At 71.2% G+C, this 23,719-nt stretch carries 19 protein-coding genes; 6 read left to right on the forward strand and 13 right to left on the reverse strand.

Annotated elements, in window-relative coordinates; all coding sequences use genetic code 11:
• The first annotated feature begins 75 nt into the window (after window positions 1-75).
• Entirely contained in the window at window positions 76-3,087 is a 3,012-nt protein-coding gene (locus tag ACQPWU_RS16330; RefSeq protein WP_433440802.1) for an MGH1-like glycoside hydrolase domain-containing protein, read from the forward strand.
• A gap of 159 nt (window positions 3,088-3,246) precedes the next feature.
• Here ACQPWU_RS16330 and ACQPWU_RS16335 read toward each other — a convergent pair whose 3' ends face one another.
• From ACQPWU_RS16335 to ACQPWU_RS16355, 5 genes are read right to left on the reverse strand one after another with little or no spacing between them, the layout of a single operon-like run.
• Complete coding sequence (locus tag ACQPWU_RS16335) at window positions 3,247-6,021, reverse strand: glycosyl hydrolase family 95 catalytic domain-containing protein (RefSeq protein ID WP_433440805.1); 2,775 nt, start codon at window positions 6,019-6,021, stop codon at window positions 3,247-3,249.
• Window positions 6,018-7,319 (reverse strand): Gfo/Idh/MocA family protein, encoded by a 1,302-nt coding sequence (locus ACQPWU_RS16340; RefSeq protein ID WP_433440807.1) that lies wholly within the window; start codon window positions 7,317-7,319, stop codon window positions 6,018-6,020. The genes ACQPWU_RS16335 and ACQPWU_RS16340 overlap by 4 nt, the downstream gene beginning before the upstream one ends.
• Window positions 7,316-8,131, reverse strand: a complete 816-nt coding sequence (locus tag ACQPWU_RS16345; protein ID WP_433440809.1) for a carbohydrate ABC transporter permease — start codon at window positions 8,129-8,131, stop codon at window positions 7,316-7,318. Before ACQPWU_RS16345 ends, ACQPWU_RS16340 begins: the two co-directional genes overlap by 4 nt.
• On the reverse strand, window positions 8,128-9,027 hold the full coding sequence (locus ACQPWU_RS16350) for a carbohydrate ABC transporter permease (RefSeq protein ID WP_433440811.1): 900 nt from the start codon (window positions 9,025-9,027) through the stop codon (window positions 8,128-8,130). The genes ACQPWU_RS16345 and ACQPWU_RS16350 overlap by 4 nt, the downstream gene beginning before the upstream one ends.
• Complete coding sequence (locus ACQPWU_RS16355; protein ID WP_433440813.1) at window positions 9,028-10,296, reverse strand: ABC transporter substrate-binding protein; 1,269 nt, start codon at window positions 10,294-10,296, stop codon at window positions 9,028-9,030.
• 113 nt (window positions 10,297-10,409) lie between these two features.
• Between ACQPWU_RS16355 and ACQPWU_RS16360 the strand changes: the two genes are divergently transcribed.
• The 5 genes from ACQPWU_RS16360 (at window position 10,410) to ACQPWU_RS16380 (ending at window position 16,101) form a co-directional block, all read left to right on the forward strand.
• Window positions 10,410-11,531 (forward strand): ROK family protein, encoded by a 1,122-nt coding sequence (locus ACQPWU_RS16360; protein ID WP_433440815.1) that lies wholly within the window; start codon window positions 10,410-10,412, stop codon window positions 11,529-11,531.
• A 133-nt stretch (window positions 11,532-11,664) separates the two neighbouring features.
• Window positions 11,665-12,957 carry a CoA transferase gene (locus tag ACQPWU_RS16365; RefSeq protein ID WP_433440817.1) on the forward strand — a complete coding sequence of 431 codons (1,293 nt, stop codon included), beginning with the start codon at window positions 11,665-11,667 and terminating at the stop codon, window positions 12,955-12,957.
• A 6-nt stretch (window positions 12,958-12,963) separates the two neighbouring features.
• Window positions 12,964-13,704 carry a 3-oxoacyl-ACP reductase FabG gene (gene fabG, locus ACQPWU_RS16370; protein WP_433440819.1) on the forward strand — a complete coding sequence of 247 codons (741 nt, stop codon included), beginning with the start codon at window positions 12,964-12,966 and terminating at the stop codon, window positions 13,702-13,704.
• Complete coding sequence (locus ACQPWU_RS16375) at window positions 13,701-14,561, forward strand: FAS1-like dehydratase domain-containing protein (RefSeq protein WP_433440821.1); 861 nt, start codon at window positions 13,701-13,703, stop codon at window positions 14,559-14,561. Before fabG ends, ACQPWU_RS16375 begins: the two co-directional genes overlap by 4 nt.
• Window positions 14,554-16,101, forward strand: a complete 1,548-nt coding sequence (locus ACQPWU_RS16380) for an acyl-CoA dehydrogenase family protein (protein ID WP_433440823.1) — start codon at window positions 14,554-14,556, stop codon at window positions 16,099-16,101. The genes ACQPWU_RS16375 and ACQPWU_RS16380 overlap by 8 nt, the downstream gene beginning before the upstream one ends.
• 58 nt (window positions 16,102-16,159) lie before the next feature.
• Here the strand turns inward: ACQPWU_RS16380 and ACQPWU_RS16385 are convergent, their stop codons facing one another.
• From ACQPWU_RS16385 to ACQPWU_RS16420, 8 genes are all read right to left on the reverse strand, one after another.
• Window positions 16,160-17,350, reverse strand: coding sequence for an ABC transporter permease (locus ACQPWU_RS16385; RefSeq protein ID WP_433440825.1), 1,191 nt, complete (start codon window positions 17,348-17,350; stop codon window positions 16,160-16,162).
• A 13-nt stretch (window positions 17,351-17,363) separates the two neighbouring features.
• Window positions 17,364-18,029, reverse strand: a complete 666-nt coding sequence (locus ACQPWU_RS16390) for an ABC transporter ATP-binding protein (protein ID WP_433440827.1) — start codon at window positions 18,027-18,029, stop codon at window positions 17,364-17,366.
• Window positions 18,026-19,123, reverse strand: coding sequence for an efflux RND transporter periplasmic adaptor subunit (locus ACQPWU_RS16395; RefSeq protein WP_433440829.1), 1,098 nt, complete (start codon window positions 19,121-19,123; stop codon window positions 18,026-18,028). Before ACQPWU_RS16395 ends, ACQPWU_RS16390 begins: the two co-directional genes overlap by 4 nt.
• Complete coding sequence (locus tag ACQPWU_RS16400; protein WP_433440831.1) at window positions 19,120-19,629, reverse strand: hypothetical protein; 510 nt, start codon at window positions 19,627-19,629, stop codon at window positions 19,120-19,122. Before ACQPWU_RS16400 ends, ACQPWU_RS16395 begins: the two co-directional genes overlap by 4 nt.
• Window positions 19,626-20,444 carry an ABC transporter permease gene (locus ACQPWU_RS16405; RefSeq protein ID WP_433440833.1) on the reverse strand — a complete coding sequence of 273 codons (819 nt, stop codon included), beginning with the start codon at window positions 20,442-20,444 and terminating at the stop codon, window positions 19,626-19,628. The genes ACQPWU_RS16400 and ACQPWU_RS16405 overlap by 4 nt, the downstream gene beginning before the upstream one ends.
• Window position 20,445: 1 nt before the next feature.
• Entirely contained in the window at window positions 20,446-21,333 is an 888-nt protein-coding gene (locus tag ACQPWU_RS16410) for an ATP-binding cassette domain-containing protein (protein WP_433440835.1), read from the reverse strand.
• Window positions 21,330-22,616, reverse strand: coding sequence for a MinD/ParA family ATP-binding protein (locus tag ACQPWU_RS16415; RefSeq protein WP_433440837.1), 1,287 nt, complete (start codon window positions 22,614-22,616; stop codon window positions 21,330-21,332). Before ACQPWU_RS16415 ends, ACQPWU_RS16410 begins: the two co-directional genes overlap by 4 nt.
• Before the next feature lie 317 nt (window positions 22,617-22,933).
• Window positions 22,934-23,545, reverse strand: coding sequence for a response regulator (locus tag ACQPWU_RS16420; RefSeq protein WP_433440839.1), 612 nt, complete (start codon window positions 23,543-23,545; stop codon window positions 22,934-22,936).
• Between the last annotated feature and the right edge of the window lie 174 nt (window positions 23,546-23,719).

Raw genomic sequence — 23,719 nt, forward strand, 5'->3', positions numbered from 1 at the left:
GACTGGTCAATATGTGGGCAATATCGGTCAGATCCGATCGCTTATAGGGATCGAATCCGAACGCTTGAGGTGACCATGAGACGCACGGCTGTGGCGCTCGCGATGCTCGCGGCGCTGGTCGCGCCGACCGCCCTGACCCTCACCCCGGCGAACGCCGCCACTCCGGCGCCCCCTCCGGCATACCCCGAGCCCGGCCCGGGCACCGCCTTCCTCGACCACCGGGCCCTGCTGGCCGGGTACGCCGAGCCGGAGTGGTACGAGGCGAACATCCCCTTCCTGGAGGTGCCCGACCGGGAGATCCAGGACGTCTACTACTACCGCTGGAGCACCTACAAGCGGCACATCCGCTACACCGACTCCGCGACCGGCGACATCATCACCGAGTTCCACAACGCCCCCGGCTACGCCGCGCCGCTCGGCGGCATCGTCGCCGCCGCGGGCCACCATGTGTACGAGGGCCGCTGGCTGCGCGACACCCGCCCGCTCGACGACTACCTCACCTACTGGCTGCAGGGCCCCGGCAAGAGCCCCAAGCCGAAGGAGGAGTACCTCAACAAGGACACCGACGACTGGGCGCACGAGTACGCCTGGTGGGCGGCCGACGCCGCCTACCAGCGCTATCTCGTCACCGGCGACGCGTCCTTCGTCGAGAACCTGCTGCCCGACCTGGTCCGCCAGTACGACAAGTGGGGCGGCCAGTACGACAAGGACCTGGGCCTGTACTGGTCGGTGCCGGTGTGGGACGCGATGGAGTACACCGCCTCCTCCTACGAGACCGACCCGGCCGATCCCTACCACGGCGGCGCGGGCTACCGGCCGACGCTCAACGCCTACCAGTACGGCGACGCCAGGGCGATCGCCGCCATCGCCCGGATGCGCGGCGACGGAGCCCTGTCCAGGACGTTCGAGCAGCGGGCCGCCTCGCTGCGCGACGCGCTGCACCGCTATCTGTGGGACCCGGAGCGGCAGTTCTTCTACCACAAGGCCCGCGCCGACCTGGACCCGCAGCGGAAGCTGGTCTCCACGAGGGAGCAGATCGGGTTCGTGCCGTGGGCGTTCGGCATGGCCAAGCCCGGGACCGAGAAGGCGTGGGCACAGCTGCTGGACCCCCAGGGGTTCGCCGCGCCGTACGGGCCGACCACGGCCGAGCGGCGCAGCCCCTTCTTCATGCGGGACGCTCTCGGCGGCTGCTGCCACTGGGACGGCCCGAGCTGGCCGTACTCCACCTCGACCACGCTCACCGCCATGGCCAACCTGCTCAACGACCGCGACCAGGACGTGGTCACCGCCGCCGACTACTACCGGATGCTGCGCGGCTACGCGCTCACCCAGTACAAGGACGGCCGGCCGTACGTCGCCGAGGCGCACCACCCCGACGAGCCGCGCTGGATCTACGACGCGCGGGGGCACAGCGAGCACTACAACCACTCCACCTTCAACGACCTGGTGATCAGCGGCCTGATCGGGCTGCGCCCGCAGGCGGACGGCGAGGTCGTGGTGAACCCGCTGGCGCCCGCGGAGTGGGACCACTTCGCGCTGGAGAACGTGCCCTACCACGGGCACAACGTGACGGTGCTGTGGGACCGCGACGGCACGAGGTACGGCCAGGGCAAGGGACTGCGCGTCTACGTGAACGGCAGGCTCGCCGCCGCGCGGCCCGCGCTCGGCGAGCTGACCGCCCGCGTGCCGGCCGCCGTCGCGCCCGACCGCTCCTCGCGTCCCGGCAACGACGCCGCCAACCCGTACGGAACCGGCTACCCCAAGCCGTTCGCGTCGTACACCAACGGCATCGACAACGTGTGGGACGCGGTGGACGGGCGGATCTTCTACGACGACATCCCGCACAGCCGGTGGACCAACTACCGCTCCCCGAACCCCGAGGACCATCTCGGCGTGGACTTCGGCGTGCCGACCGAGGTGAGTGACGTGCGGTTCTACGCCTACGACGACGGGGGCGGGGTGCGGGCGCCGGCGTCCTACCGGCTGGAGTTCTGGGACGGGGCGGCGTGGCGGGAGGTGCCGGGTCAGGTGCGCACGCCGCGAGAGCCGAGCGCGGCGCTGAACCGGATCACGTTCCCCGCCCTGACCACGACCAGGGTCCGGCTGGCGTTCGGCAACCCGCCCGGCGCGTACGTCGGCGTCACCGAGTTGCAGGCGTGGTCGCCCGCCGCGGGCGACACCCGGCTGGACGCGGCCGTCACCGAGCCGGGCGTGCCCGCCGTGGTGACCGCCACCTTCGCCAACGACGGCCGCAAGCCCGCCACCCACGTCAAGGTGGCGCCCGCCGTGCCGCCGGGCTGGTCGGCCGAGCCGCTCGGACGCGCGGAGACGCCGGTGGTGCGGCCCGGCGGCCGGTTCGCGGTGCGCTGGCGGGTGACGCCGCCGCCCGGGACCTCACCGCGCCCGGACGCCTACCCGGTGCGCGCCTTCGCGACGTACGACCGGTCGGCGCGGGCCGCCAGCGCGTACGCGCACGTGGAGGTGCCGCTCGACCCCGCCTCCTACCCGAAGGCCGAGGCCCAGGACGCGTTCACCACTGACACCTCGGCGGGCTACACCGTGTACCAGCCCTTCGACGGCGAGGCCAGGCCGGCGACCTCGGCCGGCGGCGGCCGGTTCGCGGGCAGCGGCACGCAGCCCTTCTTCGGAATGGTCGCGGGCCCGGCGGGGCCGTCGTCGGCCGAGGCGATCAGCGTGGTGACGGTCGGCTCGTTCGCCGGGACCGGCAGCCCGGAGGACAGCCTGTTCGTGGGCTGGGTCAAGGACCGGGACACCTACGTGACGGCCTGGTACAACAACACCCGCAAGCAGTCCGGCATCAACGTGCGGGTCGGCGGCCGCTTCCTGGACACGCCCGGCGACGCGCCGCTGACGCTCGCGCCGGGCGACCGCTTCGCGCTGGTGCTGTCCGGCGACACCATCACCTCCTTCGCCCACACGGGCGGTCAGTGGCATCGGCTCCGCACGGCCGGCATCGGCGCCACGCTGGCCACGCCGCAGGCCCGCGAGGGCTTCCGGTACGGCATCGGCCTGCGCGCCACCTCCGGCACGATCACGATCGTCGGCTTGGAGGGCCGCGCCGCCTAGCCGCCCACCTGTCCCGCCGCACCAGCCGCACCCTTCGAGCACCCGGGCCCGCACCGCCCGCCTCCCCTTTCCCAAGGGGCCTCGGCCGAGGTGCGGAGGGGAAGTGGTCATCGAACGCGGGCCCGCCATGGGTGGTGGCGGGCCCGCGATGAGCGCCTTCTAGCGCGCGGTCACCGTGTAGGTGTGGCCGGACTGGGTGTCGAAGGAGAAGGTCACCTCCCCGGTGTTCGCGGCGCGGCCGAACGTGAGCGCCACGGTCCGGTGCGTGGCGGCGTCCACCACGACGGGGCGGCCCGACTGCCACGGGCTGGCGAGCGTGGCACGCCCGCCCTTCTCGCTGGTCAGCGAGATGGCCGACACCTCCCGCCCGGCCTTGCGCTCGGCGGAGACCAGGAACGCGCCCTTGGCGCGCAGCCGGACGAACTTGCCGTCACGGCCGGCGGGCCAGTCCGGGAAGACCCGGATGACGTCCTCGAACGTCTGCAGGAACATCGAGTTCACGGTTTCGAGCGAGCCCGAGGTCTCCAGTCCGCCGCCCGACTGCGCCACGGTCAGGTTCGGCCGCCACAACGACTTGATCACGGTCGTGAACTTGCCGATGAGGTCCTCGGGATCCCAGCCCGCACGGGCCGCGATGGTGAACGTCTTCGGGAACCCGTTGATGGAGGAGCCGCGCGAGCCCGGCAGGAACGGGTCCACCCACTGCAGGGTGTTGCGGACCTTCCGCAACTGCTCGGGGTCGCCGCCGATGGCCAGGTTGTCGCTGGGATGGACGGCGCCCTCAAGGTTGATCGGCTGGTCGTTCTTGTTGAGCAGCGCGTTGCCCTTGATCGGGTTCTCGATCTTGGAGGCGAGCAGGATGACGTCCAGGCCGTCCATGGTCGCCGTCGGGTACGGGGCCAGGTCGTCCAGGTAGCTCTGCCAGACCGGCCGCAGCTCCGCGTCCACGCCGAGCACCTGGCTGTACTCGATCAGCGCGGTCAGCGTCCGCCGGATGTAGCCGAGGTCGTAGGTCGAGTCGACGTCGTCGCCGCCCTCGTTCACGGCGCTGTTCAGGACGTGGTACTTGCCGTCGTCGCCCTTGACCACGAAATCCATCCAGAACTCACCCAGATCCTTCAGGAACGGGTAGGCCGTGGTGCGCAGGAACTGCTCGTCCCGGGTGTACTCCCAGTTCCACAGGAACGGGATCGCGGCGAACGTGCCGTTGGTCTTCTGGTCGGCGAGCTTCTTCGGCGACTTGGGACCCGTCACCGGGACCTCGGCGGGGGCGGGACGGGTCTGGTTGTACGGGTAGATGGTCCGGCTGAAGGTCAGACCCTTGTACCCCGCGGCATGCGTGGTGTTGCGCTGGTACGGAAGCTCGGCCGCCACCGTCTTGTAGTACGGCGCGGCCAGCTCGGGCCGGTTGGACGAGTAGACGCCGTAGAACGGGGCCTGGGTGTTGTAGTTCAGCCAGTAGCGGTTGGAGCCACCCGTCTGGTCGATGGTGCGCCACGGCGAGTAGGTGCCGGGCAGGAAGTAGCCCTCGCGGCTGGCCGCGCCCATCGCGTACAGGGCGCCGTAGTAGTACTTGTTCAGGGTCGTGTCGCCGGTGTCGACGTACGACTTCAGCCAGAACCTCTTCCACCACTCGCGGTGGGCGGAGCGGACCCTGTCGAGGTCGCGGCCGTCGACGTCGTCCACCCGGTCCACCGCCTTGGTGACGAAGTCGTTCAGCGGCGTGGGGTTGGCGTAGCTGCCGTTGCCGTGGAGCGAGGTGACGAGCCGTACGGGCCGGCCGGGGGCCAGCTCGAAGGCGAGGCGGGCGAGGTTGCTCGACGGGGTGCTCGCGGTGACCGGGGTGCGCGAGCCGATGATCTTGGCTGACGCGGCCGCCTTGGACACCCAGCCGCTCTCGCCGTCCGCCCCGGTCGTACGGGTGATCCACACCTGCCCGTCACCGGCGACACCCGTCGTGCCGGCGGCCACGGCCAGGTCGATCTGGAGCGGCAGCGGCTGCGCGTCCTCGGGAATCGACAGCTCGGTGACCAGCAGGTCCTCGCCGTCGGCGGTCCAGGTGCGGGTGCTCAGCACCCGGCCGTCGACCGTCTGGGAGCCGTTGACCTCGGCGTTGAGGATGTCCTGCTGCTGGCGGTAGTTCGGGTCGGTGCCGAGCGCGCCCGTGAGGACGTTGGACTGGCCGTCGAACAGCTGCAGGTCGCGGATGTAGGCCTTCTGGTTCGGGTCGGCGGGATTGCGCACCGCACCGGTGATCAGCAGGCGCACGTGGCGGGCGGTGAAGGCGGGCACGGTCCGATCGGTCAGCTCGGCCTTGTTGCCCGTGACGGTGTCCACGTCGGTCCAGGTGACGCCGTCGTCGCTCTTCTGCAGGGCGAAGTTCTGGGTGTTGAGCGCCTGGAAGTTGTCGGCCCTGCCCTGGTAGCCGTTGTGCCTGACCGCCCAGCGGTCGATCGTCTTCACCTCGCCCAGGTCGACGGTGACCCACTGCGGGTCGGACGCGCTCGCGTTGGTCTTTGACACCCAGCGGGTCTCGGGGTCGCCGTCGATCACGCAGGCGGCGGTGCACTCGAGGGTGTCCTTGGCGGCAGAGGTCGCGGCGGCGGCGTGCGCGGGGCCGATGGAGATCTTGCCGAAGGGCATCTGACCGTTGCTGCTGTGCCAGAAGTCGGACTTGGACAGGTAGTACGTCTGCTGCTGGTCGCGTGCGTCGGCGGTGACGTGCAGGTCGCCGTTGCCCAGGAGCAGACCGGCGGTGTAGCGGGCGGTCTGCACGGTGTTGAGCGCCGGGGGCGTGGTGTAGGCGTCGTCGATGGCCGACAGGATCTTGCGGATGTCCTGCCACTCCGACGCGCCGGCCTGGGCGGGCGCCGGGGTGAGGCCGACCACCGAGGTGGTCAGCACGGCGAGGGCGAGCAAGGCGCGGTGCCTCATAGGGGGTGCTCTCCATTCAAGAGGGTTTGTACGGTCGCGGTACGGCGGGCCCGTTCGGCGGCGAAGACCACGCGGTGGCTGTCGACGCTCTCCTGGATCCCGGACAGGATCAGCTCGGGCCGGCCCTCGTGCAGGGCGGTGACGAACGACTCGATCAGGGCGGCGTCCCCGCCCGCGTGGCCTTCCGCCGCGCTGGAGCCGTCCAGCGAGGTGTCGATGGTGGTCGTTTCTTCCGACAAAAAGTCATAAATGTGGATAAATCGGCCGTCGCCGGTCAGTTGGCCATTCGTGCCGAACAGCTTGGTGTGCCGGTTCTCCAGCGGCGTGAACGCGGTCATCGTGAAGGAGGCGGTGATCCCGCCCTCGTACTCGATGGTCACCACCTGGTGGTCCACCACGTCGTTGTCGCTGGCGTACACGCAGCGCCCGTAGGGGCCCTCGGCCAGCGCCTTGGTGACCGCCTCCTCGGTGAGCGGGCCTCCGGTCATGACGCGGGTGAAGTACTGCTTGGTGCCGCCGTTGCGCAGCCCGTCGCGGTAGACCCGCACGGCCGAGTACGGGCACTCGGGCTCGATCGAGCATTCCAGGCACCGGTCGGCGGCCCCCGGAGGCCGCCGGTCGGCGCGGAAGTGGCGCAGCCCGCCGAAGGAGGACACGCGCTCGGCCCTGCGGCCCACGATGTGGCCCAGCCAGTCGATGTCGTGACACGACTTGGCCAGCAGCGCGAAGGCGGCCTCGTCCTCGCGCCGCCAGTTGCCGCGCACGAACGAGTGGGCGAAGTGGTACCACCCGACCGGCTCCAGGTGCTCCACGGTGACGATGTCACCGATCCGGGGGAGCACCTCGCGGAGCCGCCGGGTGTAGGCGGTGTAGCGCATGACGTGGCAGACCGCGATCATGGCACCGGTACGGGCCGCCGCCTCACCGATGGCCACCGTCTCCGCTTCGGTGGGGGCGATGGGCTTCTCCAGCAGGATGTCGTAGCCCTGCTCGGCGAAGACCTCGGTAGGCGCCAGGTGATCGCCGTCCAGCGTGGCCACGATCACCGCGTCGGCGATCCTGCCCAGGCCGGCCAGCTCCTTCCAGTCGCTGAAGACCCGTTCGGGCGGGAGCGAGTGGCGTACCGCGAACTTCTGCCGGGCGGAGGCGCGCGGCTCCGCCACGGCCACCACCCGCACGCGGCCGGGCAACGCGGCGGCCAGCTCGGCGTAGGCCGCGCCACGCGCGCCCGCGCCCACCACGGCCAGGGTGATCGGCCGGTCGAGGACCTCCCCGATGTGGTCCCTCAAATTGATCATCCTTTGACCGCTCCCCCGGTGAGTCCCTTGACGAAGTGCTTCTGCAGCGCGAAGTAGAAGATGAGGATGGGCAGGGCCGACAGCACCATCAGGCCGAACATGTCGCCGTAGTCCCGCTGGAACTGGCCGAGCGCGCGGTAGACGCCCACGGTGACCGTGGTGCCGCCCGCCGGGCCGAGGATGATGAGCGGGTTGAGGAAGTCGTTCCAGATCCACACGCCCAGGAAGATCAGCACGCTGGCCGTGGCCGGGCGCAGCAGCGGGAAGACCACCCGCCAGAACGTGCCGAACTTGCCCGCCCCGTCGAGCGCGGCGGCCTCCTCCAGCTCGACCGGGATGGCCCGGATGAAGCCGGAGAAGACGAACACCCCGAACGGCACGTAATAGCCGACGTTGAACAGCACCAGGCCGCTGATCGTGCCCATCAGGCCGGTCAGGTTGAGCACCTGCGTGACCGGCACCAGGATCACCTGCGGCGGGATCATCAGCCCGGCCAGCAGCACCAGCAGCGTGATCCGCGCGAAGCGCGACGGGGTGCGGCAGATGTAGTGGCCCAGCATGGCCGAGACGACCGTGAGGATCACGATCGACAGCAGCGTCACGGTGACGCTGTTGATCAGGCCGTTCCAGAACAGGTGGTCGGGGCGCGTCAGCGCCTGCGTGAGGTTGTCCAGCGTCGGCGGGATCGGCAGCGCCGCCGGCGAGGCGGTGATGTCGGCCCCGTGCTTGAAGACGTTGGCCACGACCAGGTAGAGCGGCAGGAAGAACGCGCCGGCCACCACGATCGAGACCAGCGGGCGCAGCCACTTCACAGGTTCACCTCCCTGCGGTTGAGCACGCGCAGCACGACGGCGGAGACCGTCGCGACGATCACGAGCATGAGGATCGCCATCGCGGAGGACTCGCCCGTGCGGTTGGCGGTGAAGCCCACCTGGATGACGTTGAAGGCCACCGTCGCCGTGGTGCCCAGCCCCGGGCCGCCCGCCGTCAGGACCTGGATGTGGTCGTACGCCTTGAAGCCGGTGATCAGCAGCATCACCGTGTTCGTGGTCAACGCGGGCGCCAGCAGCGGCCAGGTGACCTTGCGGAAACGCGTCCAGGAGCCCGCGCCGTCGATCGCCGCCGCCTCGTGCAGCGACTGCGGCACGCCCTGCAGCGCGGCCAGGTAGACCACCGAGCAGAAGCCGAGCATCTGCCAGCTGATGATGAAGCCGATGGAGTACAGCGCCAGATCGGGGTCCGACAGCCAGCCGACGCGGACCCCCAGTAGCCGGTTGATCAACCCCTCGTCCTGCAGCATGGCCATCCACACCACGCTGACCACCACCGAGCTCAGCACGACCGGGATGAAGAAGACGCTGCGCAGCACCCGGTAGAGCCAGCCGGCGCGGTCGAGCAGCACGGCCACGCCGACGCCGGCCACGTTCGGCACGATCACGATGATCAGCGTCAGGATCGTGGTCACCTTGAGCGAGGTCAGGAAGGCCGGGTCGGCCAGGAGACGCAGGTAGTTGTCCACCCCGACGAAGCGCGTCTCCGTGGTGAACAGGCTGGCGTTGGTGAGGCTGTAGCCGAAGCTGAGCAGGATCGGCGCGAGGACGAAACAGGCGTAGACCAGCACGCCCGGCGCGACGAAGCTCAGCAGGTACGTCAGCCGCTGCCAGGGGACGGCCGCGGTGCGCGTGGCAGCCCGCTTGTCGAGGAACATCTACTGGCCGCCCGCCTTGACCCACTCCTCGTCCAGCGCCTTCGCCGCGCCGGCGCCGTCGGTCTTGCCCGCGATGATCTCCTGGGCCAGCGCGAACACCTTGTCGCCCACCCCGGGCAGCAGGGAGTCGTCGCCGGTCTCGACCGTGAACGCGTTGACGACCTGCCCCGACTTGAAGACGTCGAGCGTGGCGTTGTAGACCGGGCCCATCCGCGGCGGCTGGTAGCCGTTGATCGCGATGATGGCCGCGTCGGTCTTGACGAGCACGTCGTTGTTGGCCGCGTTCTGGTTGAACTCCAGCGCGAACGTCTTCGCCGCCTCCAGGTTCTTGGACTTGGCGTTCACGACGGGGCCGCCGCCGGTGAACGAGGGCACCACGACCTTGCCGTCGTCGGTGGGCCAGGCGAAGACCCCGATGTCGAAGGCCGGCTTGCCGGCGTCGGCCGAGGCGGCGAACCAGGACCCCATCGGGTACATCGCGCCCTTGCCGTCGAGGAAGGCCTTCTCGGTCGACGGGTAGTCGCGCGACAGCCCGGCCTTGTCGATGTAGCCCTTCCCGACCAGGTCGGCGAACTTCTGGGTGGCCTTGACGAAGACCGGGTCGCTGAACTTGACCTGCCCGGCGCGCCGCTTGACCAGGAAGTCCGGCTGCTGGGCGTAGACGTCGGCGCCCACGAGCGCGATCCACATGTAGCCGGCCGCGAACGCGTCCTTGCCGCCGCCGCCCACCACGAACGGGTTGACGCCCTTGGCCTTGAGCTTGGCCGAGACGTCGAGCAGCTCCGCGTAGGTCTTGGGCGGCGCGTCGATGCCGGCCTCGGCGAAGAGCTTCTTGTTGTAGTAGACCAGCGGCGTCGGCTGGGAGTTGTAGGGGAGCTGGTAGATCTTGCCGCCCAGCGGGTTGGAGCGCGGGTAGGTGTAGTTCTTCAGCTCCTCGTCGCTCCAGGCGTACAGGTTGCCGCTCTCGGCGAGCCCGCTGGGCGCGATGGCCTGCATGACGTCGGGCAGCTGCCCCGAGGCGAGCAGTTGCTTGGCATAGGCGTTGCGCTCGCCCGCGCTCGGCGCCACGAGCTTCTTCACCGCGATGTCGGGGTGCTTGTCGGTGACGCGCTTGATGGCCGCGTCCCAGTACTCCGGCGTCAGGTTGGGCGTCTCGAACACCAGGAAGGAGATCTCCTTCTTCCCGTTCGCCACTGGCTGCTGTGACCCTGCCGGCGCGCACGCGGCGAGCGCCAGGGCAGCGGTGGCCAGCACGATGGCCTTCTTCACCTGGGGGTCCTCTCTCAAGGGGTGGCCGATCGCGGCGGGGTGGGATGCCGTGCCGCTGTGAGCCTTATTTTTAGTAGTTCCTCAAATAATTCGCAATGCCCTAACATCGGATCGTGACCTTGACCGGACAGGATCCGGCGCTGCTGCGCCGCCTCAACGCCGCCGCCGTCCTGCGCGCGCTGCACGCCGCGGACGAGCTGACTCTGACGCAGCTCGTGAAGACCACCTCGATCTCCCGGGCGACCGTCGAGGACGTTATCGCTGGGCTCGACGTGCTCGTCGAGGAGGTCGGCATCAAGGTCGGAGACCCGCGCCCGGTCGGCCGGCCTGCCAAGCGCTACCGCTTCCGCGCGGAGGCCGGCCACGTCGTCGGCCTCGACATCGGCCCGCACAAGGTCCTGGCGCTCACCGCCGACCTCAAGGGGCGCATCGTCGACCGCAGGCGCACGGTCGTCACACCCGAGACCAGCACCGGCGACAGGATCGCCGCGGCCAAATCCGTGGTGCGCAGGACGCTGCGCGCGGCCGGCGTCGAGCCCGGCCGGGTGCGCGCATTAGGGGTGGCCACGACGGGCGTGGTGGACCCCGCCGACGGCCGGATACTGATCAGCGACCGGCTGCCCGGCTGGGCGGGCGTCGACCTGTCCACAGCGCTCAACGGCCTCTTGGACGGCCCCGTCCTGGTGGGCAACGACACCAACCTGGCCGCCCTGGCCGAGCACTGGTGCGGCGCCGCCGTCGGGGCGAAGGACGTGATCTGCCTGCTGGCCGGGCGCAGCATCGCGGCGGGCCTGCTCATCGGCGGCAAGCTGCACGCGGGCCGCAACGGCGCCGCGGGGGAGATCGGCGTCATGCGCGCCTTCGGGTGGTACACCGCGTTCGACCGCTTCCTCGCCTACGGCGGGGACGCCCCCGCCGCGGAGGCGGCCGAGCGGGTGTTCGAGGCCGTGCGGCAGGGCGACACGGAGGCGGCGGCCATCGTCCGCGCCTTCGCCCGCGACCTGGCCAAGGGCGTCGGCGCCGCCGTGCTCACGATGGACCCGGAGCTGGTCGTCCTGGGCGGCGGCCTGTCGGGCGCGGGCGAGCTGCTGGCCGCGCCCCTGCGCGAGGAGCTCGCCGAGCTCTGCCTCTTCCCCGTACGCGTGGAGACCTCGGAGCTGGGCGGCGAGTCCGTCGCCCTCGGCGCGGTGCGCCTGGCGCTCGACCACGTCGAGCACACGATCTTCGGCGTGTGACCCACGCGCGGGCGCGGTACGGCCGGCGCTCGACCACGCGATCCCCGGCGGCACGGCGGGTGCCCGAGGACGTGTACGACTCCCAGTGGGATCATGGCGTTTGCCGGACATGGTCACCAAGGAGACAGGGCCGATGACGGATACCTCCGCGCCACGGCGCTCGCGCCCGCTGCGCGGCATGCGGATCGTCGAGATCTCGACGTACGTGGCCACCCCGCTGAGCGGGATGACGCTGGCCCAGCTGGGCGCCGACGTGATCCGGATCGAGCCGATCGGCGGCGCCCCCGACCGCACCCGCTGGCCGCTGGCCGAGAGCGGGACGAGCCTGTACTGGTCCGGGCTCAACAAGGGCAAGCGCGCCATCGAGATCGACCTGTCGTCCGAGCAGGGCCGCCGGCTCGTCGCCGACCTGATCGTCAGCGGCGGGCGGCGGGGCGGGATCGTGGTCGTCAACTCGGAGCGATACCCGGAGCTCGCTTTCGAGGCGTTGCGTGAGCGCCGCCCCGACGTGATCCACGTGCTGCTCACCGGCCGCAGGAACGGCGAGACCGCGGTGGACTACACCGTCCAGGCGGCCACGGGCTTCCCCCTGCTGACCGGCCCGGAGGAGGCGCCGCAGCCGGTGAACAACGTGGTGCCCGCCTGGGATCTGGCCGCCGGCCTCTACCTGGCGGTCGGGCTGCTGGCCGCGGAGCGGCACCGCCTGCTGACGGGGGAGGGGCAGCAGGTGCGGGTTGCCCTGGAGGACGTCGCCCTGGCGACCGCCGGGAGCCTCGGCTACCTCGCCGAGGCGCAGCTGAGCGGCACTCCGCGCGAGCGCGGCGGCAACTACATCTATGGCACCTTCGGCCGCGACTTCGCCACCGCCGACGGCGGGCGGCTCATGGTGGTGGCGCTCACCACCCGGCACTGGCGGGACCTCCTCGCCGCGACCGGCCTCACCGACGTGGTCTCCGCGCTGTCCGCCGCGCTCGGGGTGGACTTCGGCGAGGAGTCGGAGCGCTACCGGCACCGAAAGCTGCTCGGCGACCTGCTCGCCGGCTGGTTCGGGACGCGTACCCTCGCCGAGGCCGAGTCGGCGCTGCGTGCCACCCGCGTGCTGTGGGCGACGTACCGGAGCTTCACCGAGCTGGCGGCCCTGCTGCCCGAGAGCCCGCTGATGGGGAAGGTCACGCAGCCCGGGATCGGCGAGCACTGGGCGCCGGGATCGCCCGTGGTGATGGACGGGGAGCAGACACTGCCCGAGGCGTCGCCGCTGGTCGGCGAGCACACCGGTGAGGTGCTGCGGGCCGAGCTCGGGTTGTCCGCCTCGGATCTCGCGACGCTGCGGGAGAACGGCGTCATCCGGGACGCGGGCGGGCATCAACGAGATCGTGATCCAGGCGATCGCGCGGAACACCACGAAGAGACGAACGAGAGAAGCTGATCATTCATGACGCTGCTCGCCGACAAGACCGCGGTCGTCACCGGCGGCGCCCAGGGCATCGGCCGGGCCATCGCGGAGGTCTTCGTCAGGGAAGGCGCGAAGGTCGTACTCGGCGACCTGAACCTGGACGCCGCCGAGGCGGTGGCCAAGGAGCTGGGCGGTCCCGCGGTGGCCCGGGCGGTGCGGTGCGACGTCACGAGTGCCTCCGACGTGGACGCCCTGATCGGGGCCGCTCTGGAGGCCTTCGGCTCGCTGGACGTCATGGTCAACAACGCCGGGATCACCCGCGACGCCACGATGCGGACGATGACCGAGGAGCAGTTCGACCAGGTGGTCGAGGTGCATCTCAAGGGCACCTGGAACGGCACGCGCAAGGCGGCCGCGATCATGCGGGAGCAGAAGAGCGGCGCGATCGTGAACATCTCCTCGCTGTCGGGGAAGGTCGGCATGGTGGGCCAGACCAACTACTCCGCCGCCAAGGCCGGCATCGTCGGCCTGTCCAAGGCCGCCGCCAAGGAGCTGGCACACCACGGCGTACGGGTCAACGTCATCCAGCCGGGCCTGATCCGTACGGCCATGACCGAGGCGATGCCGCCGAAGGCATGGGACCAGAAGATGGCCGAGATCCCGATGCAGCGCGCGGGCGAGGTGCACGAGGTCGCCACCGTCGCGCTATTCCTGGCCTCCAGCCTGTCCTCCTACATGACGGGCACGGTGCTGGAAGTGACCGGCGGACGGTTCATGTGAGCTGGGAACCGCACACCGTCACCACGACCGAGACGCTCGACCCCCATCCCGTGGCGGCGCTGTCGGCGCTGTTCGACGACGGCACGCCCGCGGCCGGTCCGGGAGACGCGCTGCCGCCGCTGTGGCACTGGCTCGCGCCGGCCCGCTGGCCGGCCTCGTCCGCGCTCGGGGTGGACGGCCACCCGGCGCGCGGGTCGTTCCTCCCTCCGGTGGAGCTGCCGCGGCGGATGTTCGCGGGCGGCGAGGTCGTCTTCCACGCCCCGCTCGCGGTGGGCAGCACGGTACGCCGCGAATCGTCCGTGGAGGCGGTCACGGAGAAGTCCGGGCGCTCGGGCAAGCTGGTCGTCGTGGTGGTCGCCACCCGCCTGTACGACGAGGGCGGCCGGCTCGCGATCGAGGAGCGGCAGGACATCGTCTACCGCGAATCCGGAGCCGTCCCGTCCGCGGCGGAGCCGGCCGTCCTGGACCCGGCAGGCGCACCCCTCACCCGGGCCGGGGAGTGGGCCTGGAATCTCGCCACGGACCCGACGCTGCTGATGCGGTTCAGCGCGGCGACGTCCAACCCCCACCGCATCCACTACGACTGGCCGTACGCCACCCGCGTCGAGGGCTATCCCGGCCTGGTGGTACACGGGCCGCTGATGACGCTCGCCCTGGCGGAGGTGCTGCGCCTGGAGGGGCACCCCGGCCGGGTCCTGCGCATGAGCCACAGGAACCGCAGGCCCCTGTTCTGCGGCCGGCCCGCGCTGCTGCGACGGGTCGAGGACGCCGAACCGTTCACTCTGGGCGTGTTCGGACCGGACCCCGAGCCCCACAGCACCTTGACGATCGAGTGGGAAGGTGCCGGCCATGTCTGACGCGGCCACCCGCGCGCGGGCCGTCGTCGACGTGCTGCGGTCCGTCGTCGCCGAGGCGGCGGCACACATCGCGCCGGCGAACCAGGACCAGGCCGTGGCCTACGACGTGGCGTCGATCTCGTCGGCGGTCGCGGCGGCCGCCGAGCTCCTCGAGCACGACGCGGACCTGGCGCTGCTGTACGCCGCCGACGTCGCCGCGGACCTGGCCGGCCGGATGACCGGCAGGGAGTCCCAGTGGGGCGTGGGCAGGTCGGCACTGGACGGCATCGAGGCCCACCTCGCCGCCGGACGCGACCCGGCCTTCCTGGAACGCGTGGCCGAGCGGGTCATGGCCACCCGCGAGGCGGGACCCCGGCACCTGTCCGACGAGCTGCAGCTGGTCCGCTCCGCCTTCCGGGAGTTCGCCGAGGACCGGGTGGTCCCGGTCGCGGACCGGATCCACCGCGACGACGAGGACATCCCGGCCGGCATCATCGACGGGCTCGCGGACATGGGCTGCTTCGGGCTGTCCGTCCCGGCCGCGTACGGCGGCAGCTCCGAGGGTGACGAGCTGCTCAGCATGGTGGTGGTGACCGAGGAGCTGTCCCGCGCCTCGCTCGGCGCCGCCGGCTCGCTCATCACCCGCCCCGAGATCATCGCCACCGCGATCAACCGGGGCGGCACGGAGGAGCAGAAGCGGCGCTGGCTGCCGCTGATCGCCTCGGGGGAGAGGCTCTGCGCGGTCGCGGTGACCGAGCCGGACCACGGCTCCGACGTCGCCGCGATCACCACCAGCGCGACCCGGGACGGCGGCGAATGGGTGCTGAACGGCGTCAAGACCTGGTGCACCTTCGCCGGCCGCGCGCATTACCTCCTGGTCCTGGCCCGCACCGATCCGTCCGGTCACCGGGGCCTGTCGCTCTTCGTGGTCGAGAAGCCGTCCTTCTCCGGTCACGAATGGCGGCTCACCCAGGAGGGCGGCGGGACCGTCGAGGGGCGGGCGATCCGTACCCTCGGCTACCGGGGCATGCACTCGTTCGAGGTCCGCTTCGATGGCTGGCGCGTCCCCGCGGGCGACCTGATCGGCCTGGACGAGGGCCTCGGCCGCGGCTTCTACCTGCAGATGCAGGCGTTCGCCAACGCGCGGCTGCAGACCGCCGCCCGCGCCGTCGGGGTCATGCAGGCGGCGCTCGAACTCGCCGTCGACTACGCGCGGCAGCGGTCGGTCTTCGGCCGCTCGCTCGCCGGCTACCAGCTGACCCGCACCAAGATCGCCACGATGGCCGCGCTGATCGCCGCGTGCCGGGCCTTCTCGTACGCGGCGGCCCGCGCCGTGGCGGCCGGCGACGGCCAGCTGGAGGCCGCCCAGGTGAAGCAGCTCGCCTGCCGGGCGGCCGAATGGGTCACCAGGGAGGCGCAGCAGCTGCACGGCGGCTACGGGTACGCGGAGGAGTACAGCATCTCGCGGCTGTTCGTCGACGCCCGGGTGCTGTCCATCTTCGAGGGCGCCGACGAGGTGCTGGCCCTGCGTGTCATCGCCCGCCGGCTGGCGAAGCCCTGACCCGCCGGCGCACCGGCCGGCTCCCCGGCTGAGCCCGTCCCGCCGTACTCGGCGGCTGCTAGGTGCTCAGTGCCACGGTCGGGGGGACGCGGGCCGCGCGGAGCGCCGGATAGATGCCGGCCAGCGCGCCGATCACCACCGTGATGCCCAGTCCGCCGCCCAGCGCCCACAGCGGCACCACCGTCGGCAGCCCGTTGAGCTGTGCGTAGACGAACGTGGCCAGCGCCCCGAGCAGCACCCCCGCCCCGCCGCCGAAGGCCGACAGCAGCAGCGCCTCGACCAGGAACTGGTTGCGCACCTGGGCCCTGGTGGCGCCGAACGACCTGCGCAGGCCGATCTCCCTGCGCCGCTCCAGCACGGCGACCACCATCGTGTTGGCCACCCCCACCCCGCCGACGAACAGGGCGACCGCTCCCAGCCCGAGCATGAGCCCCGTGAAGGCGCCCGCCGCGGCGGCCTTGGCCTTCAACGCGTCCGACGGCCGGCTCACCTTGGCCTCGTTCGGGCTCTCCGGGCTGACCGTGCGGGCCAGCATCCCACGCACGCTCCCCACAGCCTCGTCGGCCGAGCGTTCGTAGACGGTGGTGGGGTGGCCGTCATGGTTCAGGTACTCCTTGGCCGCCGGAAAGCCCACCAGCGCCGACCGCTCGATCTCTTCGGCCAGCGGCATCTTGTCCAGGACGCCGATGACCGTGAACCACCTGTCGTCGATCCAGACCTGGGCGTTGGGGGTGAGCAGGCCGAGCCGTTCGGCGGCCACCGCGCCCAGCACCACCACGGGCTGGCGTTCGGTGGCGGCGTTGAGCCAGGTGCCCTGGCGTACCCGGCCGTCGATGGTGGTGAGCAGGTCGAGGCTGGTGGCCTGGACCGTGATGCCCAGGGAGATGCCGCTGGGGATGAGGTCGTTGCGGCGGACCGTGGCTCCGGTCTCGGCCGTCTGGCTGGCGCTGGTGACGCCGTCGATGCGCTTGACCATCTCGGCCGCGTTCTTGGGGAGCTTGACCTTGTCGCCGAAGAGGCTGTCGCCCGGGGAGACCCTGAGCAGGTTGGTGCCGAGCTCGTCGAGCTGGCGCAGGAGCTTCTCCTGGCTGGAGGCGGAGATGCCGACCACCGTGACCATGGTGGCGATGCCGATCGCGATGCCGAGCGCGGCGAGGATCGCCCGGGCCGGCCTGGCCCGCAGGCCCGACGTGCCGAGCCTGGCCATGTCCGCCGGCCGCAGCCGCGCCGGGCGCAGCGCCGTACTCATAGAGCCCTCGCCGTCATGAGACCTCGGATCTGACCAGGCCGTCGCGTACGCGGATGCGGCGCGGGCAGGCCATGGCCACCTCGGCGTCGTGCGTGATGATCGCGACGGTGATGCCCCGCGCGTTCAGCGTCCGGAACAGCGACAGCACCTCGGCGCCCGCCTCGGAGTCCAGGTTGCCGGTGGGCTCGTCGGCGAGCAGCAGCGGTGGTCGCCCCGCCACGGCGCGGGCGACCGCCACCCGCTGCATCTGCCCGCCGGACAGCTGGTTCGGCCGGTGCCCCAGGCGGTGGGACAACCCCACCAGGTCGAGCGCGGCCTCGGCCCGCTCCCGCCGCTGCCGCCTGGACAGGCCGGTGTAGAGCAGGCCGTCGGCCACGTTGTCCAGCGCGGACAGGCTGGGGGAGAGGTGGAACTGCTGGAAGACGAAGCCGATGAAGCGGGCGCGCAGCGCCGAGAGCTGGCTGTCGGACAGCGTGTTCACGTCGTATCCGGCCACCCGTACGGTGCCCGAGGTCGGCCGGTCGAGAGTGCCCGCGATCTGCAGGAGCGTGGACTTGCCCGAACCGGACGGGCCGACGATGGAGACCATCTCGCCTTTGCGGATGGTCAGGTCCACGTTGCGGAGGGCGTGCACCCGGCCGTAGGTCTTGCTGACCCCGCGGATCTCCAGGACGTTCATCGGCCCGACACCGTCACCTTCATGCCCTCGGCCAGCCCGGGGCCGCTCACCTCGACCCGGCCGTTGCCGAACGCGCCGGTCTGCACCGGCACCCGCCTGGCCACGCCCTGATCGACGATCTCGATGCCGTAGCCGCCCTCGGGCAGCGCCAGCAGCGCCTCCACCGGCACGGTGAGCACGTTCTCGGCCCGCTGCCTGGCCAGCTCGACGGTCACCGGCGCCTCGTCGAGCGACCCGAGCGACTTGGCGGCGACCTTGATCTCCACCTCGACAGTCGCGCCCTTCTCCTGGTTGGCGGAGCCCTTGGCAACCTTGGCCACCTTCGCCACCAGGCTGATCCTGCCGGTGACGCTCTTGCCGTCGGCCAGTTTGACGGTGACCTTCCTGCCCTTCTTGGCGATGTCCTGCTTGTCGGCGTCCAGGTCGATGCGGACCAGGCGGTCGGTGGCTGTGATGTCCAGGATCGGCCGCAGGGCACTGACCTGGTCGCCGACCTCCACGTCGGTCTTGCTGACGCGGACGGCCTCGGACTGGAAGACGACGTCCGCCGGGGTCACCTTCCCGGTCCGCTCCATGCCGTTCTTCTTCTGCCACCGCCGTACGGCACGGGCCGTCGCGTCCGTGAAGCGGTTGTCCACCGTCACGCCGCGGCCGAACCCGAGGGCACGCAGGTTCTGCTCGAGCTGCTTGACGTCCGGGCCCTTCTTGGCCCCGTCCCGCAGCGTCCGGTACGCGGGGAGCTTGCCGTACATGAGGACGCGGGGGCGGCGGTCCACGGCGTAGAGGCTCTGGCCACGCTTGATGACCTCGCCCTCGTCGGGCAGGCTGGTGATCGTCCCGGTGGACGCGGCCTTGATCGTACGGCTGTCCGCGTAGGTGAGCTTCCCGTCCACGCTCTCCTTGTCCACCAGGTCGCCGCGGGTGATCTCCTTGGTGGTGGCGGAGACCGGGCGTGCGGTCGGCGTGGGAGCCACCTTCGCCTGCGGACCGGCGTCGAACAGCGCCGCCGAGGCGAACACGCCGCCCGCGGTGACCGCGCTGCCGACCACCACGGTGCCCAGGGCGGCCACGACTCCCTTGAGTCCTCCGTTCACTGGGTGCCCCCCTGCCCGGGCAGCAGCTTGACGCAGGATTCCGCCGCCTTCCGCAGCTTGGGGTCGTTGGCGTCGAGGTTGGGGTTGACCTGCGGCGGGTCGGGCATGTCGATGCCCTGCTCCCGCATGCACCGGGCGTACTGGATGAGCTGGTCGCGGGTCTTGGGGTCGTCGAGAGGGTTCGGGATCTGCGAGGTGTACTTCTCGCACGCCTTCAGCGCCTTCTCCATGGTGGCCTGGTCCCCGGTGTACTTCCACGTCTTGTCCTCGGGGGAGCCGGGGTCGGGCACGTCGATGCCGTTCTGGCGCAGGCACTGGGCGACCTTGAGCAGCGCGTCGTCGGGATCGACCGTGCTCGCCGGCGTCGCCTTGGACGCGGCCTGCTTGGCCGCGGCCGCCTGCGGGGTGCCGGCGATGGCGATCGCGATGGGGTTGCGCTCGTCGCGCTGGGCACACCCGCCGACCAGCAGCGCGAGCGCGACCGTACCTATCAGGACTCTTCTCATGACGTACCGTCCCAGTCGAAGACGCGCCTGGTCACGACGTTCACGACGACGGCGGTCGCGAGCAGCCCGGCCACGGCCGGCCAGGTGTCCGACAGCCGCCCCTGGTAGGCCGCGAAGACGAAGTCGTTGAGCTGGGCCAGCGGGTTGACCGTGGTGACCTGGTAGAACCACGGCGCCACGCCCTCCCAGCCCTCGCGCGGCACGCCCAGCCCGCTGCCGAGGAACAGCAGCGCGAAGCAGAGCGGCGCGCCGATCCGGGCCCCGGTGCGCGACATCCGCAGGCCGCCGAGCAGCAGCCCGGCGCTGACCGAGCAGTACGTCACCGCCAGCAGCGCACCCGCCAGGTACAGCGGGTGCCACGAGCGGGGCGGGCCGTAGACGATGAAGGTGACGACCATGAAGAGCACCGTGGACGCCACCACCAGCGCACCGGCCACGATCGCCTGCGCCGTGAGGTACGACCCGTCCCGCATGGGGCTGCGCCGCAGCCGCCTGAGCATCCCGGTGGCCCGCACCTCCGACAGGTGCAGCGTGAGCACCAGGATCCCGGCCGCGGCGGCGACGGTCCCCGCCATCTCGGGCAGCAGCCGGTCGATGACCCTGACCCCCGGCATCGCGCCGAACTCGATCGTGGGGAAGTGGAAGCCGATGACCAGCATGAGCACCAGCAGCACCGCGAAGGGAAGGGCGAGCACGGCCAGCAGCACGACCGGCGTGCGCAGCAGCAGCGTCACCTGCGCGCGGACCAGGGTCCACACCGTCCCGGTCCTCCGCACGCCGGCCGCGGGCCGTTCCGCCAAGACTGTTCCGGCCATCTCACGCCTCCAAGGCGGCCGGCTCGGGTACGGCCGACAGCGTGAGGTAGGCGTCCCTGAGCGTGGGCGGGCGGATCGACCAGACCCGGTCACCGCTCATCGGCGACAGCTCCTGGATCGCCGCCTCCAGCGCCTGGCGCGAGCCGTACAGGTAGGTGGCCGCGGCGCAGGGCAGCACGCGCACGTCGTGGAGCCGGTCCACCCGCAGGTGCGGGGGCACCCCCATGACGAACGTCGAGCCGAGGAGCTGGACCAGCCTGGACGGCGCGCCCTCGGCCAGCACACGGCCGGCGCGCAGCAGGATCACCCGGTCGGCCAGGCGCTCGGCCTGGGCCAGGTCGTCGAGCACGACGCAGACCCCGCCGTAACCGGCGCGCAGCTCGCCGATGGCCTGCTCGATGCGGCGCCTGCTGCCGTCCCTGAGCCCGGCCGTCGGGTCGTCGAGCAGGACCAGTTCGGGGTTGCCCGCCAGAGCCAGGCCGATCATGGCCCGCCTGCGCTGGCCGTCGGTGAGGCGGCCGAAGCGCTTGGACAGCAGCGGCTCCAGGTCGAGGAGGTCGATGAAGCGCCCGGGCAGGCCGCGCGTGCCGTACAGACGGGAGAACAGCCGCAAGGCCTCCGAGACCTTCATCCGGTCCGGGAGGGTCTCGCCGCGCGGGGCGGCGGCCAGCCCTGGCGGCCGGCGGTCTCCGGGGCCGACGGTCACGCCGAGCATCTCGATGTGGCCCGCGTCCGGCTCGTCCGCTCCGACCAGGCAGTCCATCAGCGTGGCGCCGCCGTTGCCCGGCGGGCCCACCACGCAGACGACCTCGCCGCGCTCGACGGTGAACGAGACCTCCTCCAGGACCGGCGACCTCGACAGGTCGGTGACGCTGAGCAGGGAGGTCATGAGTGCCCTCCCGGGCCGAAGCGATCGGCGATCGTGGCGCCCACCTCCAGGTACGTGTCCCGGGTGGCGGTGCGCAGCAGGTCGAGGTCGACCTCCGAGCCCTGCTCCAGGTGCGGGTCGAACGGCACGCCGATGACCGCCCGGCAGCGCTTGGTGAAGTGGTCCTTCAGCTCGGCGACGTTGACGGCGTTCCTGCGCGGGTTCTTCACCGCGGACAGCACCACCACCGCGCTCGAGGCCAGGGCCTGGTGGCCGTGGGCCTGCAGCCAGTCGAGAGTGGCCGAGGCGGACCTGGCACCGTCCACCGTGACCGGGCTGACCAGGACGATCTGGTCGGACATGTCCAGGATCGCGCTCATCGCCGAGTGGAGCATGCCGGTGCCGCAGTCGGTGATGGCGATCGAGTAGAACTGCTCCAAAATCTGCGCGACCGCGCGGTAGTCGTCGGCGTTGAACGCCTCCGAGATGGCCGGATCCCGGTCGGAGGCCAGCACCTCCAGCCGCGAGGGCGCCTGGGAGGTGTACGAACGCACGTCGGCGTAGCGCCAGATCCCCGCGCGGTCGTTGAGCAGATGCCGTACGGTGGCCGGCGACTCCACCCTGAGCTTCTCCGACAGCGTGCCCCGGTCCGGGTTGGCGTCGACCGCGATGACCCGGTCGCCCCGTTGGTGGGCGAGCGTGGCCCCCAGGCCGATGGTCGTGGTGGTCTTGCCCACGCCGCCCTTGAGGCTCATCACCGCGACCCTGAAGTGGCCTGCGGAGACGGGCTGCCTGACGCGTTCGATCAGCTCCTGGCGGTGGCGTTCCGCCTTGGAGTCCTTGGGACGGATCAGGCCCCCGGACAGCTGGAAGACGGCCTTGCGCCAGCCCCCGGCGGGCGGACGACGGCGGGTGCGCAGCAGCCGGTCCGGCCGCAGGCTCTCCGAGGACGTGCTGACCAGCGGGATGTCCCCTCGCGCGGGAGGCTTGGGCTCGGCGTGCTGGGACGGCGGGAAGACCGGTGTCTCGGGGGCGGCCGCCGCCTCGGGTACCGGCGGGACATTCGGGGTGCCCCGCGGGACCTCAGGGGTGGCCCACGCCCCGGGAAGCGGTGGCGCCTCGGGGACGGCCCACGCCGCTGGTGCCGGCGGGACCTCGGGCGCGGCCGGCGCCTCGGAGGAGTCGGGGGCGGCCAGCCCCGGGGGCGGGTCCCAGGCCGGCAGCTCGAACGGGGGCGGCGCGGGGAAGGAGTTCAGCGCTCCGAGCGACGCCAGGGAATCGATGGGACCGGGCGGCGGTCCCACGGCGGGGGGACTTTCCTCGGCGGAATTGTTCGCGGCGAAATGCCCGAGACGCCGGCTGGGATTGTCCCTCGAGTCCTGCTGCCACCACAGGGGCGGCTCCGGAGCAGGTGGACGCGGCTGATCCGGCCCTTTGGACAGTTTCGGCGGCGGAAAGCGCATCGTACGCGTGCGATCCGGATCCAGATCGACTTGTTCCCCGTTCACTTCCACCGTGACCTCGTCGTTGGTTTTGTGCTGGGGCCGTTCATCGCGCTCGCCGTGCATGATCCATCCGTCCGCATCTGTGCGACTTATCTGCGTGTGTTCGTCGAATTGCGTCACAGCCAGCCCTGCCGCCGTGCGGTGTGGACGGCTTCGTGATGGCCCTCCGCGTTGAGTTTGGTCATCGCGCTGGAGACGAGCCCGCGTGCGATCGTCTCGGACACGTGGAGCTCAATGGCGATTTTCGTGATCGTGGCCCCGCCGCCGGCCAGCCGCAGCGCGTCGCGCTCGCGATCGGTGAGCGGGCTGTCCCCGGTCGTCATCGAGGCGAGGGCGAGCTCGGTGTCGAGATACCGGCCGCCGGCGGCCACCTTGCGGATCGCCGCGGCCAGCTCGTCGGTGGGAGCGTCCTTGCCGAGGAACCCCCCGACCCCCGCGGCCATCGCCCGGCGAAGGTATCCCGGCCTTCCGAAGCTGGTCAGGACGACGATCGCGCAGTGGCCGCCGATCCGCACCGCGGCGGCCAGGCCGTCGCCGCCGGGTGGCTCGGCGTCGATGACGGCCACGTCGGGCCGTTGCCGCCGGACCGCGTCGGCGATGTCGTCCCCATGGCCCACCTCGGCGATGACCTGGACGCCCTCCTCCAGGCTGAGCAGGGCGGCAAGTACCCGCCGGGTCTGCTGCTCGTCGATGGCGAGGAGAACTCGGATCGGCGACTCTGTGGACATACCAGGAGTCTCGCCCTGGGCCGTTTTGGCCGGTAGGCGCCTATGTCATTGGGGCGATGTGACATCTATCATGCAGGGAAAGCGACAGGCGCCCATTTAACGCTCATTGCAGGAAAAATACCCCTGAGATGTCGCCAAGTTGCCCGACTTTATGGCGAACCGAAAGTCAGCTGC

Source organism: Nonomuraea sp. CA-141351 (assembly GCF_050944675.1).
Lineage (GTDB): Bacteria > Actinomycetota > Actinomycetes > Streptosporangiales > Streptosporangiaceae > Nonomuraea.

Bases quoted from the DNA above. Each gene is read 5' to 3' on its own strand.
- ACQPWU_RS16380 (WP_433440823.1), top strand. From the start codon at position 14,554: ATGTCTGACGCGGCCACCCGCGCGCGGGCCGTCGTCGACGTGCTGCGG.
- ACQPWU_RS16410 (WP_433440835.1), bottom strand. From the start codon at position 21,333: ATGACCTCCCTGCTCAGCGTCACCGACCTGTCGAGGTCGCCGGTCCTG.
- ACQPWU_RS16405 (WP_433440833.1), bottom strand. From the start codon at position 20,444: ATGGCCGGAACAGTCTTGGCGGAACGGCCCGCGGCCGGCGTGCGGAGG.
- fabG (WP_433440819.1), top strand. From the start codon at position 12,964: ATGACGCTGCTCGCCGACAAGACCGCGGTCGTCACCGGCGGCGCCCAG.
- ACQPWU_RS16420 (WP_433440839.1), bottom strand. From the start codon at position 23,545: ATGTCCACAGAGTCGCCGATCCGAGTTCTCCTCGCCATCGACGAGCAG.
- ACQPWU_RS16400 (WP_433440831.1), bottom strand. From the start codon at position 19,629: ATGAGAAGAGTCCTGATAGGTACGGTCGCGCTCGCGCTGCTGGTCGGC.
- ACQPWU_RS16390 (WP_433440827.1), bottom strand. From the start codon at position 18,029: ATGAACGTCCTGGAGATCCGCGGGGTCAGCAAGACCTACGGCCGGGTG.
- ACQPWU_RS16340 (WP_433440807.1), bottom strand. From the start codon at position 7,319: ATGATCAATTTGAGGGACCACATCGGGGAGGTCCTCGACCGGCCGATC.
- ACQPWU_RS16365 (WP_433440817.1), top strand. From the start codon at position 11,665: ATGACGGATACCTCCGCGCCACGGCGCTCGCGCCCGCTGCGCGGCATG.
- ACQPWU_RS16350 (WP_433440811.1), bottom strand. From the start codon at position 9,027: ATGTTCCTCGACAAGCGGGCTGCCACGCGCACCGCGGCCGTCCCCTGG.
- ACQPWU_RS16330 (WP_433440802.1), top strand. From the start codon at position 76: ATGAGACGCACGGCTGTGGCGCTCGCGATGCTCGCGGCGCTGGTCGCG.
- ACQPWU_RS16335 (WP_433440805.1), bottom strand. From the start codon at position 6,021: ATGAGGCACCGCGCCTTGCTCGCCCTCGCCGTGCTGACCACCTCGGTG.
- ACQPWU_RS16385 (WP_433440825.1), bottom strand. From the start codon at position 17,350: ATGAGTACGGCGCTGCGCCCGGCGCGGCTGCGGCCGGCGGACATGGCC.